The 15,970-nt window shown below is 55.6% G+C and carries 14 protein-coding genes and 1 tRNA gene; 9 read left to right on the top strand and 6 right to left on the bottom strand.

All coding sequences use genetic code 11. The features are described 5' to 3' along the window. Positions 1–31: 31 nt before the first annotated feature. From QLQ17_RS16915 to QLQ17_RS16900, 4 genes are all read left to right on the top strand, one after another. Positions 32–1,312: a M48 family metalloprotease gene (locus QLQ17_RS16915; protein WP_283210786.1), complete on the top strand. Its 1,281-nt coding sequence runs from the start codon at positions 32–34 to the stop codon at positions 1,310–1,312. Between the two features lie 74 nt (positions 1,313–1,386). After that, complete coding sequence (locus QLQ17_RS16910; protein ID WP_283210785.1) at positions 1,387–1,935, top strand: hypothetical protein; 549 nt, start codon at positions 1,387–1,389, stop codon at positions 1,933–1,935. Then, positions 1,932–3,119: an iron-containing alcohol dehydrogenase gene (locus QLQ17_RS16905; RefSeq protein ID WP_283210784.1), complete on the top strand. Its 1,188-nt coding sequence runs from the start codon at positions 1,932–1,934 to the stop codon at positions 3,117–3,119. Before QLQ17_RS16910 ends, QLQ17_RS16905 begins: the two co-directional genes overlap by 4 nt. Before the next feature lie 118 nt (positions 3,120–3,237). Next, positions 3,238–4,029 (top strand): substrate-binding periplasmic protein, encoded by a 792-nt coding sequence (locus tag QLQ17_RS16900; protein WP_283210783.1) that lies wholly within the window; start codon positions 3,238–3,240, stop codon positions 4,027–4,029. A gap of 20 nt (positions 4,030–4,049) precedes the next feature. Here the strand turns inward: QLQ17_RS16900 and QLQ17_RS16895 are convergent, their stop codons facing one another. Further along, positions 4,050–6,536 carry an ABC transporter permease gene (locus QLQ17_RS16895; RefSeq protein WP_283210782.1) on the bottom strand — a complete coding sequence of 829 codons (2,487 nt, stop codon included), beginning with the start codon at positions 6,534–6,536 and terminating at the stop codon, positions 4,050–4,052. Then, a complete protein-coding gene (locus tag QLQ17_RS16890; RefSeq protein WP_283210825.1) occupies positions 6,536–7,228 on the bottom strand; it encodes an ABC transporter ATP-binding protein in 693 nt (230 codons plus the stop codon). The genes QLQ17_RS16895 and QLQ17_RS16890 overlap by 1 nt, the downstream gene beginning before the upstream one ends. Positions 7,229–7,314: 86 nt before the next feature. Between QLQ17_RS16890 and QLQ17_RS16885 the strand changes: the two genes are divergently transcribed. Then, positions 7,315–7,947, top strand: a complete 633-nt coding sequence (locus tag QLQ17_RS16885; protein WP_502867398.1) for an arylesterase — start codon at positions 7,315–7,317, stop codon at positions 7,945–7,947. On the opposite strand, the gene QLQ17_RS16880 is transcribed toward QLQ17_RS16885, so the two are convergent. Next, entirely contained in the window at positions 7,948–8,919 is a 972-nt protein-coding gene (locus QLQ17_RS16880) for a YheT family hydrolase (protein WP_283210780.1), read from the bottom strand. It lies immediately after the preceding gene. Between the two features lie 73 nt (positions 8,920–8,992). Between QLQ17_RS16880 and QLQ17_RS16875 the strand changes: the two genes are divergently transcribed. Further along, positions 8,993–9,068, top strand: a tRNA-Asn gene (locus QLQ17_RS16875). A 30-nt stretch (positions 9,069–9,098) separates the two neighbouring features. Here QLQ17_RS16875 and QLQ17_RS16870 read toward each other — a convergent pair. Continuing rightward, positions 9,099–10,391, bottom strand: a complete 1,293-nt coding sequence (locus QLQ17_RS16870) for a M18 family aminopeptidase (protein ID WP_283210779.1) — start codon at positions 10,389–10,391, stop codon at positions 9,099–9,101. Between the two features lie 89 nt (positions 10,392–10,480). Here QLQ17_RS16870 and QLQ17_RS16865 point away from each other — a divergent pair, with 89 nt between their 5' ends. Beyond that, positions 10,481–10,960 carry a hypothetical protein gene (locus QLQ17_RS16865; protein WP_283210778.1) on the top strand — a complete coding sequence of 160 codons (480 nt, stop codon included), beginning with the start codon at positions 10,481–10,483 and terminating at the stop codon, positions 10,958–10,960. Between the two features lie 101 nt (positions 10,961–11,061). After that, on the top strand, positions 11,062–11,715 hold the full coding sequence (locus tag QLQ17_RS16860; RefSeq protein WP_283210777.1) for an outer membrane beta-barrel protein: 654 nt from the start codon (positions 11,062–11,064) through the stop codon (positions 11,713–11,715). 13 nt (positions 11,716–11,728) lie between these two features. Here the strand turns inward: QLQ17_RS16860 and rlmKL are convergent, their stop codons facing one another. Continuing rightward, positions 11,729–13,912: a bifunctional 23S rRNA (guanine(2069)-N(7))-methyltransferase RlmK/23S rRNA (guanine(2445)-N(2))-methyltransferase RlmL gene (gene rlmKL, locus QLQ17_RS16855; protein ID WP_283210776.1), complete on the bottom strand. Its 2,184-nt coding sequence runs from the start codon at positions 13,910–13,912 to the stop codon at positions 11,729–11,731. Positions 13,913–14,226: 314 nt separating this feature from the next. Here rlmKL and rmf point away from each other — a divergent pair, with 314 nt between their 5' ends. Beyond that, on the top strand, positions 14,227–14,436 hold the full coding sequence (rmf, locus tag QLQ17_RS16850; protein ID WP_283210775.1) for a ribosome modulation factor: 210 nt from the start codon (positions 14,227–14,229) through the stop codon (positions 14,434–14,436). A gap of 172 nt (positions 14,437–14,608) precedes the next feature. On the opposite strand, the gene QLQ17_RS16845 is transcribed toward rmf, so the two are convergent. Beyond that, positions 14,609–15,634, bottom strand: a complete 1,026-nt coding sequence (locus QLQ17_RS16845; RefSeq protein WP_283210774.1) for a quinone-dependent dihydroorotate dehydrogenase — start codon at positions 15,632–15,634, stop codon at positions 14,609–14,611. Between the last annotated feature and the right edge of the window lie 336 nt (positions 15,635–15,970).

The raw sequence follows: 15,970 nt of genomic DNA, 5'->3' as shown, positions 1-15,970 counted from the left end.
AGCAACAAGGATCTACAAGGAGCCGATTCTGATGACATTCAGGCACGTTCATGCTTTTTTCGCTGTGCTATTTACCTCACTCGTACTGATGGGCTGCTCGGTGAACCCGGTGACGGGCAAGAAGCAGTTATCGCTGATTCCCGAAAGTCAGGAATTGGCCATCGGCGCGGAACAGTACGAACCCACGCAACAGACCCAGGGCGGCCGCTTTTACCTGGACCCGGAGCTGAATCTTTACGTGCAGCAGGTAGGTATGAAACTGGCAAAGGTCAGTGACCGTCCTGACCTGCCGTACGAATTCGTGGTGCTGAACAGCGGCGTTCCAAACGCTTGGGCCCTGCCGGGTGGCAAGATCGCCATCAACCGTGGGCTGTTGATCGAACTCGAAGACGAAGCTCAGCTGGCCTCGGTGTTGGGACATGAAATTGTTCACGCCGCCGCCAGACACAGCGTTCAGCGCATGCAGCAAAGCACCCTGATCAGTCTCGGCGTGGCGGGCCTCGGCTACGCCATTTCAGATAACGAGTGGGCCAGCCTGATTATGGGTGGTGCCGCGATGGGCGCCCAACTGGCGTTGGCCCAATACGGCCAGAGTGATGAACTGGAGTCTGACGAGTACGGCATTCGCTACATGAAGGCAGCAGGCTACGACCCGCAGGCCGCCGTGGAGCTGCAGGAAGTGTTTGTGCGCCTGTCTGACGGCAACAACCCCGGCTTTATCCAGGGCATGTTCGCCACTCACCCGCCCTCTCAGAAACGGGTACGGGAAAACCAGAAACTGGTGAACAAAATTGGCGCCGGCGGTTACCGTGGACGCGACACCTATCAGAAAAAGCTGTCATTCCTGCGCAGCCGCCAGCCCGCCTACGAGGCTCTAGATCGCGCCCGCCAGCTTGCAGGCAATGATCAGCTGGACAAGGCGTTGACCGAAATCAATGAAGCCATTCGCATCGAGCCTGAAGAAGCCGCGTTTTATTCTTTCCGGGGCCGTATCTACAAGGCGCAGAACCAGTTGGAGAAAGCAGCAGCGGATTTTGACAAAGCGACGTCTCTCTATCCCGAAATGTTCTCCTATCAGTTGAACAACGGTCTGAACGCCCTTGCACGAAACAATCTTTCGGAAGCGCGAGCCAGCCTGCAGAAAGCCAACGAAACAGTGCCGACATCCATTGCATTCCTGCGACTGGGTGACATTGCTATAAAACAGGGGCGCAGGGACGCCGCGATTCAGTATTACGCCACGGCTGCCGAGGCCGGCGGCGACATTGGAGCCGACGCACAGCGGAAGCTGGCCCAACTGACATCCAAATAGCGTCGTTGCTACATTGACTTTTAGAGCAATAACTCTAAAAATCGACATATCATTCCAACAATCGGATGTTTGCCATGCTCGCAAAACGTATCCAACCAATGGTCTTCCAGGCTCGGCGTCTTTATGTCGAGTTAATGTTCCAGGTCATGGGCCGCGCACTTCAGGCGGTCAGCGAAGTCGATTCCGCTGTTCAGTCTGAAGCCGTTGCCCTGCCGAAAGGCTTTCTGTTCGAAATGATGGTGATGCCTGCCGGTTCAAAGCTGATCGTTGAACATATCGGCAACGGCCGTTTTCACTATCACGGAGACAAGGCGCCACGACCGATCGATCTGTCCATCCAGTTCAAACACATCGCCCACGCATTTCTGGTGCTTTCTTTCCAGGAAAAAACATCGGTGGCGTTCGCTAACGACCGCATGCTAGTGGACGGAGACATCAGTTATGCCGTTCGCATGACGCGGGTACTGAACCGACTGGAAGCCTTCATCCTGCCCAAACTTGTGGCCAAGCGTGCGGTTAAGGAATACCCGGCGTCGCTGCACTTGCCGGAAAAGCTGATCAGTGCAGCCCGTATCTATCTGAAAGTCGCCACTAATTTTGTAGAGACAGCGAGAGCATCATGACCAATCAGTACTACGAGTTTTTCTGCCCGGTAAAAGTCATCGCGGGTAAAGCTGCGCTGGAACATATTCCCTATGAACTGACGGGGCTTGCCGCCAAGCGCCCTATGATCGTCACCGACAAGGGCGTTCGCGCCGCCGGGCTCCTTGAGCCAGTGGTGGCGGCCTGCGAAGAAAGCGGGCTGGAGATTGTGACCATTTACGACGATGTGCCCCCGGATTCTTCCACCAGCGTTGTACGCGACATTGCCGGTATCTACCGTAGCGAGAAGTGCGACTCCATCATTGCTGTGGGCGGCGGCTCTGCCATTGATACCGCAAAAGCCGTCAACATCCTGGTCAGCGAAGGCGGAGACGACATCGCCAAATACAGCGGTGCTGGCGTGATCAAACACCCCCTCAAGCCTTTCCTTGTGGTACCAACCACCGCTGGAACGGGCTCCGAGGTCACATCAGTTGCCGTCATCACTGACACCAAAAAGTCGGTAAAATTGCCGTTTACATCGTCGTTCCTGCTGCCTAATGCCGCAGTGATCGATCCGCGTATGACCCTGACCTTGCCGCCACATATTACGGCCGCAACCGCCATGGACGCGATGACGCATGCTACCGAAGCCTTTACCTGCATGGCCAAGAACCCACTGAGCGATGCCTACGCCACGTCGGCAATCAAGAAGATAAGCCACTCTCTGCTCAAGGTCATGGACAACCCCAAAGACGCCGATGGACGACTGGAACTGGCACAGGCCTCTACCATGGCGGGCATTGCGTTCTCCAACTCCATGGTCGGGCTGGTTCATGCATTGGGCCACGCCACCGGTGCGATTTGCCACTTGCCCCACGGCCTGTGCATGAGCCTATACCTTCCCTATGTACTGGAATACAACCTCGAGCACATTCGTGGCCCCCTTGGCGAGCTGCTGCTCTACCTCGACGGCCCGGAAGTGTACGCGGCAACACCCGCCAACCGTCGCGCTGAAGCCAGCATCTCGGCACTGCGCAAGCTGCGGGACGAACTTCACAAGCGTTGCAAGCTGCCACGTACCCTGAAGGAGACGGGTAGCGTGACAGAGGATCAGTTGGACACCATTGCTGAAATGGCGTTGGACGACGGCTCCATTATGTTCAACCCGAAGGAGGTGCTGCTGGAAGACGCAAAAGCGGTGCTGAAACGCGCCTGGGCCTGAAAGGCCCGGGCATACGGAAGTTCATTGCAACTCGCGCACCGAACAGAGACAATCGGCTTTGGCTGGCAGGGACACGCCGGATGACCATCTTACTCACACTGATAAGAGTCGATCATTTATGGGTAGTCCCAGCAGCAAAGCGCCGTTGCAAGCGTTCATCGCAGCCTGCCTCCTATTCGCCACGCCTGCGATCGTTCTTGCCAATACCGGGCTGACCTCGGTCTCAGACGCCGAACAAAAGGTCTTTCGATTCAACGTAGGACCGAATGGCTACCCACCCTACCTTATTACTGGAAACGACGAGCCAGGCGGCATCATGTGGTCGGTCGTTGACGAGATTGGCAGACGGCTCGGATACCTTGTGGAAGCTCATCAGTTTCCACACAAGCGGGTGGAACAAATGTTGGTTGAAGGCAAGCTTGATGGCACCGCCCGCGCCAAGGAATGGACAGAAAGACCCCAGGACTTTGTGTTTACTGATCCGATCGTCAAGTCCGAAGAGGTGATCTTTTTCCCTTCCGACTCCCCTCATAAGTTTGAAGTGATTGAGGATCTTTTCTCTCTTACGATCGTTACCCATCTCGGGTATCGCTACCCAAACCTTGAGCCCCATTTCGCGTCCGGCGAAATCAAACGCTTTGACGTGACGAGTGACCGTAACGTCCTCAATTACACGATGAAAGGCCAGGAATTGGACGCCGCCGTGTCAGATCGCCTGGTTGGCCAATGGATCCTGAGGCAGGAAGGAATTCAAAACAAATTCCGCGCCAGCTCTGCCTCAATCAGCGAAGTTGGCTACAGAATCATGCTTCGGCCGGGCATGGAAACTTTTGCCGAGGCGTTTAATCGCGAGCTCGCCAACATGCGCAGTAATGGCGAGCTCGACGATATCCTGTCGCGGTATCGCTAGTAACGCGTCTCAGCAACTGATTATTCCAGGCGCCGTAACAACAACATTGGTGACACGCTGAGCACGGGCTTGAGCTGCCAGCGGCCGAAGATCGCAAGCACCAACGCGCTCAGCACCGGAATTGGCAGAATAGCCTGCCAGTGAACGCGAAATTCGCCCTCAAACATCCTGAACTGCAGCGCCCAGACCGCTGCCTCCGCTGCGATAACACCAAGAATGCCTGCAAAGAAGCCCAGCAAGGCAAATTCGAGCATGGTGCTGCGCACTAACAGAGTCTGACGGCCGCCGAGCGTGCGAAGCAGCGCCCCTTCCCGCTGACGCTCCTGCATGGTAGCACTGACTACTGCTGCCATCACAACCAGTGCCGCTGCCAGAATCAGAGCGAGTATCGCTTCGATCGCCTGGGTCACCTGCTGAACAATTTCCTGAATTCGTTCAATGATGTGGTCGATTTCCAGCACCGAGACCGTCGGGAACTGGCGCGAGAATTCATTCAGCGCCGATTTCTGGTCCTCCGGCAAGTAAAACGCCGTGATCCAGGTCGCTGGCATGTCTTCCAGTCCGCCCTGGGGCGGGAAGGCCATGTAAAAGTTTGGTTTCATGCTGTCCCACTGGACGGTGCGAATGCTGGTCACCGTCTCGGTCACCTTGTCGGAGCCGATGGTGAAACCAAGACTGTCTCCGACTTCCACGCCCAGTTTGCCTGCCAGTTCTGCCTCAATGGAGACGCCTCGCCGCTGGCCTGGTTCAAACCACTGGCCCTCGATAATGTCGTTGTCCGAGGGCAAGGTGTCCATCCATGTCAGATTCAGCTCGCGATTCAATGCATTGACCCGTTCGTCTTTACTGACCGCCTCGCGCACGGGGTTGCCGTTCAGCTCGGTGAGTCGCCCACGAACCATCGGGTATAGCTGGCGAAGCGGCTGTCCGCGTTCCGCCCAGAAGTCCTCAACCTGGTCCACCGAATCCGGCGCGATGTTAATCAGGAAATGGTTGGGGGCATCGTCAGGCAATTGGGCCTGCCAGTCGTCCAGCAATGAGGTACGAACCAATATCAGCGTTGCTGCCAGCATCAGGGTCATTGCGAAGACGGCAATCTGGGAGAGGCTCGCACGGCGATGCCTATACAGGCCCACCAGGGCCAACCGCCAGGCATTACCGCCGCCGCTGATCTTGCGAAGTGTGGTGACCAACGCCCAACCCAGCAGAGCCAGCGTGCCCAACAGGAGTGCCAAGCCGCCCAGCAGCGCCAAAACAAGGGAGACCTCCCGGGCATACATCCACACCAATCCGAAGATAGCCACGATGGCAATCGCCATGTCTGGAATCGCTTCGCGACCGCTCTCTCCCGGCTGGCTACGCAGAACGCGCATGGCCGGAACATGTTTCAGCCGGCGGATCGGCGGATAGGCAAAGGCGAACAACGAAACCAGTGCCGTCAGCAACGCGGGAACCAAAGCATTAGGATCCAGTTGATAATCCACGGGACGTTCCAGCACATCGCTCAGCACGCTCGAAAGCAACCAGAACAGGGGCAATGCCACCAGCAAACCGCCAATCGCGCCTACTATGCCCCAAAGGCCAAGCCTGCGGAGATACAACGTGCCGATACCGCGGCTGTTCACGCCCAGGGTTTTCAACAAAGCGACCGTGTCACGCTGGGACAAAGCATACTGCCTGCTGGCCACGGCAACAGCCACGGCCGCCAGCATGACCGCCAGGCTCCCGCCGAGCAGCAGAAACCGTTCCGCGCGCTGCAAAGACTCTGAGAAGGTCTCGCCATCACGAACCCCCTCCCACTCATGGCTCGGCCCGAAGCGGGGTTCCAACCAGGCGTGGTAACTGTTCAGGACATCTTCATCGCCGGCGAAAAGGTAAACATATTCAACCCGACTGCCCTCCTGAATTACCCCGGTAGCTGGTACATCGCTGGCATGCATCATGACCCGGGGCGCCAGTGAAGACATACGGAATCCACCGTCCGGCTCGCGCACCAACAAGCCCGATATAGTCAAAGATAGACTGCCAACATCCAGCGAATCACCCACATCCAGATTGAGCAGTCGCAACAAGCGAGGATTGATCCACACTTCACCGGGCGCAGGGCCGGACGACACCAGTTCCCGTGGCGCTGTCGCTCCCTGTTGCACTTCTACCTCACCTCTCAGCGGGTAGGTGTCGTTCACGGCTTTGACAGAGACCAGCTGGAAGTTGTCGGCGCCGTACACCATGGTGGAGAATTCCACCATGCGCGCAGTCTCAAGACCCCGGCTTTCGGCTTCCTGCATCCAGGATTCCGGTACTTCACGGCCGTTTTCCGCTTCCAGTTGCCTGTCTGCCGCCAAAAACGAACTTGCCGATGTGACCAGCGTGCGCTGCAATTGGCTAGCGAACAGTGCAATGGTGGCCACGGTGGCTACGGCTATGATCAGCGCCGACAGAACCACCCGGACATCCCGTTCCCGCCAGTCCCGGCGCACCGACATGAGTTTTTTGGAGGCCGCCATCAGTTGACCGCCTCCTGTGCCGTCGCTGAGGAAGGTTCGGACAGCACGCCGGCTTCAATGGAAAATTGTCGACCACAACGAGCCGCCAGTCTCTCATCGTGGGTCACCATCACCAATGTGGTGCCCTGCTCGCGGTTCAGAGTCATCAGCAGGTCGGAAACCTCACTGCCGGTTCGGTTGTCCAGATTGCCGGTGGGCTCGTCAGCAAACAGAACAACCGGTTCCGAAGCAAACGCCCTGGCTATGGCAACCCGCTGTTGTTCACCACCGGACAATTGGCGGGGCGTGTGGCTTAACCGCTCGCCCAGACCGACCCGCTCGAGTAGTTCACGGGCTTTGGCGTCGGGCTTTTCGGAGCCACTGAGCTCCAGCGGCAGCATGACGTTTTCAAGGGCGGTCAGCGCAGGAAGCAGCTGAAAAGACTGAAACACAAACCCAACCCGACGTGACCGGAGTTTTGCGCGTTCATCTTCGCTCAACTGACTGATAACGGAGCCATCCAATTCCACCTGGCCGTCTGACGGCGTATCCAGCCCTGCCAGCAAGCCCAGAAGCGTTGTCTTGCCCGAACCGGAGCGGCCGACGATGGCAACAGACTCACCACGGTTGATTTCAAGATTGACCCCCTGCAAGATCGTCAGCGTATCTGTCTCCAAACTGACCCGGTGCGTCAGGTTCGTCACTTTCAACATGGGACGGTCGTTTTGTGAATAGGATTCGCTGAGATCGCTCACGGGTTCTCCAACTAATGACAGGGTAAAAGGTAAACAGAATACCTATGGATACGGCATTCCGACGTCTGAGATCAATAGTTTTCCTAGCTTTAATCTTCATCGTTGCTCCCACGCAGGCGAACCAGAACACGTTGCTGATCATGGGAGACAGCCTGAGTGCAGCCTATGGCGTCCAAACCGAGCAGGCCTGGGTAGCCTTGCTGAAAAACCGACTGGATAATCAGGGGTTCGATGGCTGGGAAGTGGTGAATGCCAGCATCAGCGGAGAAACAACCGACGGCGGCCTGCGGCGTCTGCCGGGCCTGCTGGAAAAGCACAGTCCTGATATCGTGATGATTGAGCTCGGTGGCAATGACGGTTTGCGGGGCTTTCCGCCCAACGTCATTCGCAGCAATATTTCGAAAATGATCGAACAATCCCAGCAGGCGGGGTCTTCGGTGCTGGTGGTTGGCATGCAGATTCCGCCCAACTACGGTCAGCGCTATACCGAGGCGTTCTCAGGCATTTTTCCTGAGCTGGCGAAAGAGTACGACACAGAGCTGGTACCCTTCTTCCTGGCAAACATTTACGACCAGGAAGGTCTGATGCAGGACGACGACATCCACCCGACAGCGGAAGCCCAGGGCCAGCTGCTCGATAACGTCTGGCCCGTTCTGGAGCCCATGCTGGCCGACTGATCAGGCCTGGCCCAGAATCGACGCGAAATACGCGACCGCCCTGCGTTCCGACCAGTAAATACCGTCTTCTGAACGCTCAACGAATCCTACGTGGCCACCCCACTCCGGGTACTCTGCACGGGCATGACCGCCCATCACGTCCGATGCCTCTGGGAAACAGCGACTGGAGAGAAACGGGTCATCTTTGGCGTTGACCATGAGCGCGGGAACCCGGATGTCCTTCAGGCGTCCGAGCGCTGAGCAGTTCCTCCAGTAATCCTGGGCATCCTTGAATCCATGTAAAGGTGCTGTAAACCGGTCATCGAATTCATGGAAGGTACGAATGTTCTCGAACCCCGAGACGTCGATCAGCTCTGGAAACCGTCTGGATTTTTCTTCCATTTTTAGCTGCAGGTCTTTCAAAAACCGTTGCATGTAAATTCTGCGGCTTGGCCTCGCCAGTGTGTCTGCACTGCCGGCAAGGTCACAGGGAACTGAAAACGCAATGCCACCGCAAATACGGTTGTCGATTCGTTCGCCCTGCTCTGCCAGGTACAACAGAGTCAGGTTGCCGCCCATACTGAAACCACACAACCCCAATGCCTGGTATCCCTGCTTCAGGCCATGCTGAACCACGCGATCCAGATCGCCGGTCGCTCCACTATGGTAAAACCGTGGCTGGTGATTCATCACACCACCGCAGGACCGAAAATTCCATGCCAGAACGTCCCATCCCTCTCTGAGTAGCGCCCGCGCCAGTCCCTGGATATAGGGACGACGGCTGTGGCCCTCCAGACCGTGAGACAAAATGGCGAGTCGGTCACTGCCTTGGCGGTACCAGTCCAGATGAAGTTCATCGTTATCATCGGTCGGCAGAACTTCGGCTTCCGGCTCCGTCAGTTCCACTTTACGAAACAGCGACGGCCAGATGGATTGGACGTGGCCGCTCCTGAGCCAGAGCGGCGGTTTGTAAGCAAGTGCGGAATCGTACAAATTTTAGCCTTTCATTTCATGGGGTTGACGCCATAGCGGAAAGACAATACCATGCGCGCCATTCCAGCTTTGTTCCCCGATAGCTCAGTTGGTAGAGCAACGGACTGTTAATCCGTTTGTCGCTGGTTCGAGCCCAGCTCGGGGAGCCACTTCCTTCTCACGTGCCACGCACGTTTGCCTCACTCCAAGCTCTCCCGCTGCATAAACTCCCGCAGAACCTTGTACAGCGTCAGTCCGTCTTTGGATCCAGCGGTTTCCCGAATGGAATGCATTGCAAACTGAGGCACGCCAATATCCAGCGTTGTCACACCCAGGTTAGCCGCCGTAAGCGGGCCAATGGTGCTGCCGCACCCCATATCGCTACGAACCACAAAGCTTTGATGTGGCAATCCCAATTCATCACTGATGTGCCGATACAAAGCCGCGGACCGGCTGTTGGTGGCATAGCGCTGGTTGTGATTGATCTTGATGACCGGCCCCTGGTTCAGAAGCGGCCCATGATTCTCATCGTGCTTGTCGATGTAGTTTGGGTGCACTCCGTGTGCGTTATCAGCTGAAATCATCAGCGATCTCGCCAGTGTGCGACCGCGACCTTCGCCACACCAACGGTCAAGCACCGTAGACAGGAAGGGCCCCTGGGCGCCTTCCGCCGACATGCTGCCGACTTCTTCATGGTCGTTGCAAACCAGCAGTGCGGGCTCTTCGTCATTCGAATCAATCAGTGCCCGCAGGCCGATGTAACAACTCAGCAGATTATCCAGCCTGGCAGACGTGATGAATTCGTCTTTTAGACCTACGGTCGCTGCGGGCTGAGTGTCATAAAAGCCCAGCTCGTATCCCAGAACCTTTTTTACTTTGACACTCTGATGCTCGCTTTCAAGCTGCTCTCTCAACAGGTCTGCAAACGCCGTTTTATCGTCTTCGGGCACCTGCATCAGCACAGGCGGAAGATCCGTTTGCGGATTCACCGTGCGGCTACTGTTCGCTTCCCGGTCCAGGTGAATTGCCAGGCTTGGAATGAAGGCGATCGCCTTGCGAAAGTCGATCAGCGCGTCGCGGACTTTTCCGTCCTGATTCAGATAACTGACGCGCCCCGCCAGTGACAGGTCTCTATCGAACCAGGGGTTGAGAAGAACGCCACCATAGACTTCCACGCCCAGCTGAAAATAGCCCTTGCGTCGGATTTCCGGGTTGGGCTTTACCTTCAGACACGGGCTGTCTGTGTGCGCCCCGACCATTCTGATGCCTGCGCTATCCGTCGGCTTCTGGCCGGTCCTGAACGCCACGATGGAGGAGCCATTACGAATGATGTAATAGCCCTTGCCAGATTCCAGCGTCCAGTTTTCTTTTTCATCCAGTGCCTTGAAACCCGCGGCATCCAACCGCTGCTTCATGCTGGCAACGGCGTGCCAGGGTGTGGTTGAGCTGTTTAGAAACTCGATCAACTGCTGATTAAAATCCACGTGTTCCATGTTGCCCCTGATAAACTGATTTTAGCGGCGCCAGTATGGCATGATGGCGCCTTTCGTCCTATCCATTAGGTTTTTCCGGAGTCCGAATTTTGCCTGAACCGCGTTTTCTAGACATCGAATACTGCCAGACCGAAGACAGCCTCTTCCCTACGGCCATGGCCTGGTCCGTTGAAAATGGCCAGATGAAAACCGTGGTGATTGCTCCGGACGATGACTGGATCCCGGAAGACGGCGACCTCGGCGATGTGGACCTGTTGTATCTGGAGGAACAGGGGGTGCCACTGATCGAGATCGTTCATGAGCTGCACCAGGACTTACCGGACCTGACGGTGTACGTCGACGGCATGGACCCGGATGAAATTCTGATCGACAAAATATTCAACGCCGTCGGTTCTGAGCCACCCTTCGAAATAGCTGGCATCGAATCGCTGGTGACCTCTCTGACTCGCGAAGATCTGGACGACCGCCGGCGCCAGCTATTAACCGATGAAGGTCTGGAGCCTCAACTGCCTGAAAACGGTGTCTATGCACTGCTTTTGATTGCCCGTGAAGAAGGCTTCTTTGGCTGAGTGTCTTTACGGGCCGGACGAACTGTGACTTGTGTCGACGTAACAAACAGTTACAGAAGGCAGAATCGTTCAGAATCTTAAACGTCAGGAACTCCATCATCATGAATTCTCTGCTGCGACTATCCCTCGCGGTTGCGCTCGTGCCCGCAGCCCTGTTGATGTCACCCCAGGCTGTGAACGCACAGGAAGAAATGCGTGAGGGCCGCACCTATATAGGACTCATTGGCACGCGTCTGAACCATCGAACTGTCGACGACGGTGACATCGGGGGGCAGGCCTGGTCGTCAATGACCAGTCTGCAGCTGGGCACCCACATTTCAGAGAATTGGCATGTCGAGTTGCGCACAGGCACCGGTGTCGCGTCCGGCAAAGTGGACAACGAGCTTGAAGTTGATATCGACTACTACGTCAGCTGGTACATCGGTGGCAATTACCCCATCACCGACTACTCCAATATTTACGCCCAGTTCGGCTTCTCTCATATAAAAGGCGAATCGAAGTTGACGCCGTTTGGTCGCTTTCGGGCGGAGACACCTCAAACTGAATTACCGGAAGAACTCAAAGGGCCTACCTACAAAGACCTCGCCGACATGAGATATCCGGAAAGTTCCTTTTCTACCAGCTGGCTGGTCGGCGTGGACATTGAGGTGGTCGACGACAGTTTCCTGTTCTTTGAAATCGGTAAGTTTTTCGAAGACACCGAAACCAAAGCAAACGTCTTCCAGTATAACGGCGGACTGAAGTACGAATTCTGAGGCGCAATGCGCCTCAGTTTTTATGCTGAATATGCCAGCAGCGATGAATTCTGGCATTGCGCTGAAAGTCCTTGTCCAGTGTAGACGCTGTCACCTCCTCTATGGCGTACGCCTGCTCCAGGTCATCATCCAGTTTGAATCGCCTGAAGTTGTTGGAAAAAATCAGCGTGCCTTCTGAGGTCAGACGCTGCATCGCCTGGCGGATCAGTTTGGCGTGATCGCGCTGGATATCCAGTACACCGGCCATTCTTGCAGAATTCGAGAAGGTGGGCGGATCCATAAAGATGAGATCATAGCGCTGGTCCGGTGTCGGCTTTTCTGCAAGCCATTCCAGACAGTCTGCCTGCTCGACCCGGTGCCGGGACACATCTTTGAGGTTTAGCCCGAGATTCTCCTGGGCCCACTTCACGTAGGTGTTCGACATATCCAGGCTCAGTGATCGGCTTGCGCCACCAACTGCTGCATGCACCGTTGCGGCACCGGTATAGCAGAACAGATTCAAAAACCGTTTTCCCCTGGCATGTTGCTGAATCCAATGTCTGACGGGACGGTGATCCAGGAATAGACCGGTGTCCAGATAATCTTTCAGGTTCACTTTCAGCACACAACCGTGTTCCTGAATATTGAAAAACTCTCCGCTTGCTGCGCGCTTTTCGTACTGGTTCAGCCCGGCTTGCCGTTGTCGCTGCTTGCAGACCATGTCTTCCGGTTCAATTCCAAGAGCCTCGGGAATCACAGCAAGGGCCTCGGCCAGCCTTTCCCGGGCAGCCCTTTCATCGACGGACTTTGGCGCCACGTATTCCTGCACATGAACACGCCCCTCATAAAAATCGATGGCCAGAGCGAATTCTGGCATGTCAGCGTCGTAAATCCGGTAGCAGCCGATGTCCTGTTTCCGAGCCCACTGACCAATGGTTTTCAGGTTTTTCTTTAAGCGGTTGCGCAGCATCGCTGCCCGCTCTTCGTTGGTCACCCGCGGAGTGACCTCTCCCGGAACATCAAGCTCACGGGGAGCACGTGAACTGGCTTCGTCGATGGTAAACAGCAATAGCTGTGCGGGAAGCTTGCCATTGAACAACTTGTATTGTTTGTAGCTTCGAAGGCCCAGTGACTTTCCGTATTCCGGTGCGCCAGTGAACAAGGCCAGACGCCAACCGGGGCAGCTCTGCTTGACGGCCTCTCCGAGAGATCGGTAAAGAGGCCCAAGGGCCTTGCGTTCGCTCAGTCGCTCTCCATACGGCGGGTTCACAATCACCAATCCGATAGTGGACTCATGGCTTGCTTCCCGTAACTCGGTAATATCCCTTTGCTCGAGACAGACGGCGTCGGTTAGCCCGGCACGCTGAAGGTTGTTTCGCGCTATCGACAGGACCTTCTGATCCGCGTCGGAGCCCTCAATGACGATTCCTTTATGCTCAAAGGCCTGACGACCTTCGTAGGCCCTTGACTCTGCCTCCTGACGCAGACTGAGCCATAATTCCGGATCGTGTCCCGGCCAGCGAGTGAACCCCCAACGCTCTCTTTTCCGCCCCGGTGCCAGATCCATGGCCATCATGGCGGCCTCAATCAGCAGCGTTCCCGAACCACACATCGGGTCCAGCAACGGCCCGCCAGATTCAGCAATTGCCGGCCACCCTGCCCGTATCAACAAGGCCGCAGCCAGGTTCTCCTTCAGTGGCGCAGCGCCTTTTTCGGTCCGGTATCCACGCTTGTGAAGACTGTCGCCACTCAAATCAATACCAACGGACAAGACACCGCGATGCAGGCGAGCCGACACAGTGACATCGGGATCTTTGGCATCGACTGACGGGCGCTGACCGCTGGCCGTGCGAAGGCGGTCCACAACCCCGTCTTTTACTCGCTGCGCACCAAACTGGGTATTGCGAATCTCATCGTTCTGGCCAACAAAATTCACGCGAAAGCTGCCCGTGACCGGGATGTGATCCTCCCATGGCAAGTCCGTTACACCTCCCAGCATTCGGTCTGCTGAAGTCGCATCCACGTCTGCCAGGTGAAGGATGACTCGATTGGCCAGGCGCGACCACAAACAGGTCCGGTATCCCGCTGCCAGTGAACCATTGGCCCAGACCCCGGCGGGTGCGTTGCGTAACGGCTCCATTCCCAGGGCTTTCAATTCCTCTTCAAGCAGGTATTCAAGACCCTTGGGACAGGTAACGAAAAAACTCAGTTCAGACACAGGCAACTCCTGAGAAGGTAAACAACGCTAAGGTCATGGAATGGCGCCTTTTCTACTGATCGCACGGCATTTTTAGAACCTGCTGCTATAAACAGATAAAACATAGATGAAATAATTAGTGTACAACCCCGCCAAGTTGGAATTACCTTGTAAGTGACGCGTCGTTCCGGTGGAGCAATTCTTCACCGTTAACAGGATCCTGACTGCTCTGGTCGACAGTGACAATAGCGGTTTACCCCGGAAGGGTGATGCCCAGCACTGACCATAGCGGATGTGTACACGCATGTTCTGTTAATCCATCAGTGAGGAACGGCATGAAAAGACAGAAAAGAGATATGTACGCTCGTGCATTCAAACGGGGCTATTTGGCCGGAGTGTCCGGAAAGTCAAAAGACAGCTGCCCGTTGGATCAAGTCGAACATCGCCAGGAATGGCTCAACGGGTGGCGAGAAGGCCGCACAGATCAATGGGAGGGCATGACCGGCGTATCCGGTATACACAGGATGGCCAACGTCACGGCCTGATCAGGCCCCGAATCTTAAATCTGATCTTTCAACTAAAAACACAATTTGGCGCAACAACAAATAGAGCAACCCAAACGGGTCCTCCCGATCCGTACCATGCAATAAAACGCCACGGGGTTTGTTCCCCGCACGGGCCCGCTCAGCGGGCCCACTTTTTTCCCGCTTCTGAAGCCTATTCCACATTCAGCCGTCGAATCGCCTCGACCGACTCACGTATCAGTGCCGGGCCCCGATAGATAAACCCTGTATACAGCTGAACCAATTTAGCGCCTGCCTGAATCTTTTCAGCGGCACTGTTACCGTCGGTTACACCGCCCACACCGATGATGGGAACATCGTCGCCAAGCTCTGCGTAAAGGGATTTGATCACCCGAGTCGAGGCGTCCCTGACGGGTAAACCGCTCAACCCACCCGCCTCGTCAGCGTGTTTATGCCCGCGAACAGCCTCACGGCTTATGGTGGTGTTCGTCGCAATCACACCATCCAATCCACTGTCTTTAACCGCCTGAGCGACAAACCGAATACCGGCATCGTCCATGTCCGGTGCGATCTTGATGGCCAGTGGCACGTAGCGACCGCTCTTTGCCTGGCACCGGGCTTGCTCGTCCTTGATCGCAAACATCAAGCCTTTCAGGGAGTCACCAAACTGCAGATCCCGAAGACCCGGCGTGTTCGGGGAAGACACATTCACCGTGATGTAATCTGCGCAGTTGTAGACGGCAGCTATACCCTTCCGATAGTCCGACTCTGACTCCTCGTTGGGAGTCACTTTGTTTTTCCCAACATTGATACCAAGCACCCCAGAATATTTGCGGTGACTGACTCTATCCAGCAAATGCTCCAGTCCGAAGTTATTAAACCCCATCCGGTTAATAATGGCCTGATGCTCTTGCAGACGAAACATCCTGGGTTTGGGGTTCCCGGGTTGCGCGACGGGCGTTACCGTGCCGACTTCAATAAACCCGAAACCGAGGCTACCCAGGGCATCCAGATGATCCGCATTCTTGTCGAGCCCCGCAGCAAGGCCCACCGGGTTAGGAAAGTTCAGACCCATGACCTCCACAGGAAGATCAGCGGGTGGCTTTACCATGGCCCTTATCAAACCAAGCTTTTGGGCCACGTCCAGGGTGGCCAGGGAGACGTCGTGAGCGGCTTCGGGCGGCAATCTGAACAGCAGGCTTCGTAATAGCGGATACATAAACAATCTCACTGATTCGGAACGGAGCGGAGTATACCGGATCTTTTCCACAGCATCTGCCTAACGAACCAATGTGACACTGAAATGTCCGCTCTATGAAGGCGTTGTGATCTTTTCCACGGAATCTGTGGATAACCCTGTTGAAAATTCGCGTGCAACCGCGTCGATCCCTTGTGATCCGTGCCCATCTACAGATTGGTTATTTTTTAATCAATTATTTTTCGTTTTATTTTCAGTAGGTTATAAGACTTTTTTGAATCTCGGCACTAAACATTACACAAATCTTTACTTTGTAAACATTCTTCTAGCATGTGCATAAATCGCACATTTTTTGTG

The organism is Marinobacter sp. CHS3-4 (assembly GCF_030053415.1).
Taxonomy (GTDB): domain Bacteria; phylum Pseudomonadota; class Gammaproteobacteria; order Pseudomonadales; family Oleiphilaceae; genus Marinobacter.
The sequence above is the reverse complement of the archived record's forward strand: the minus strand, read 5'-3'. Positions and strand labels throughout refer to the sequence as shown.

Bases quoted from the DNA above. Each gene is read 5' to 3' on its own strand.
- QLQ17_RS16915 (WP_283210786.1), top strand. From the start codon at position 32: ATGACATTCAGGCACGTTCATGCTTTTTTCGCTGTGCTATTTACCTCA.
- QLQ17_RS16910 (WP_283210785.1), top strand. From the start codon at position 1,387: ATGCTCGCAAAACGTATCCAACCAATGGTCTTCCAGGCTCGGCGTCTT.
- QLQ17_RS16905 (WP_283210784.1), top strand. From the start codon at position 1,932: ATGACCAATCAGTACTACGAGTTTTTCTGCCCGGTAAAAGTCATCGCG.
- QLQ17_RS16900 (WP_283210783.1), top strand. From the start codon at position 3,238: ATGGGTAGTCCCAGCAGCAAAGCGCCGTTGCAAGCGTTCATCGCAGCC.
- QLQ17_RS16895 (WP_283210782.1), bottom strand. From the start codon at position 6,536: ATGGCGGCCTCCAAAAAACTCATGTCGGTGCGCCGGGACTGGCGGGAA.
- QLQ17_RS16890 (WP_283210825.1), bottom strand. From the start codon at position 7,228: ATGTTGAAAGTGACGAACCTGACGCACCGGGTCAGTTTGGAGACAGAT.
- QLQ17_RS16885 (WP_502867398.1), top strand. From the start codon at position 7,315: ATGGATACGGCATTCCGACGTCTGAGATCAATAGTTTTCCTAGCTTTA.
- QLQ17_RS16870 (WP_283210779.1), bottom strand. From the start codon at position 10,391: ATGGAACACGTGGATTTTAATCAGCAGTTGATCGAGTTTCTAAACAGC.
- QLQ17_RS16860 (WP_283210777.1), top strand. From the start codon at position 11,062: ATGAATTCTCTGCTGCGACTATCCCTCGCGGTTGCGCTCGTGCCCGCA.
- rmf (WP_283210775.1), top strand. From the start codon at position 14,227: ATGAAAAGACAGAAAAGAGATATGTACGCTCGTGCATTCAAACGGGGC.
- QLQ17_RS16845 (WP_283210774.1), bottom strand. From the start codon at position 15,634: ATGTATCCGCTATTACGAAGCCTGCTGTTCAGATTGCCGCCCGAAGCC.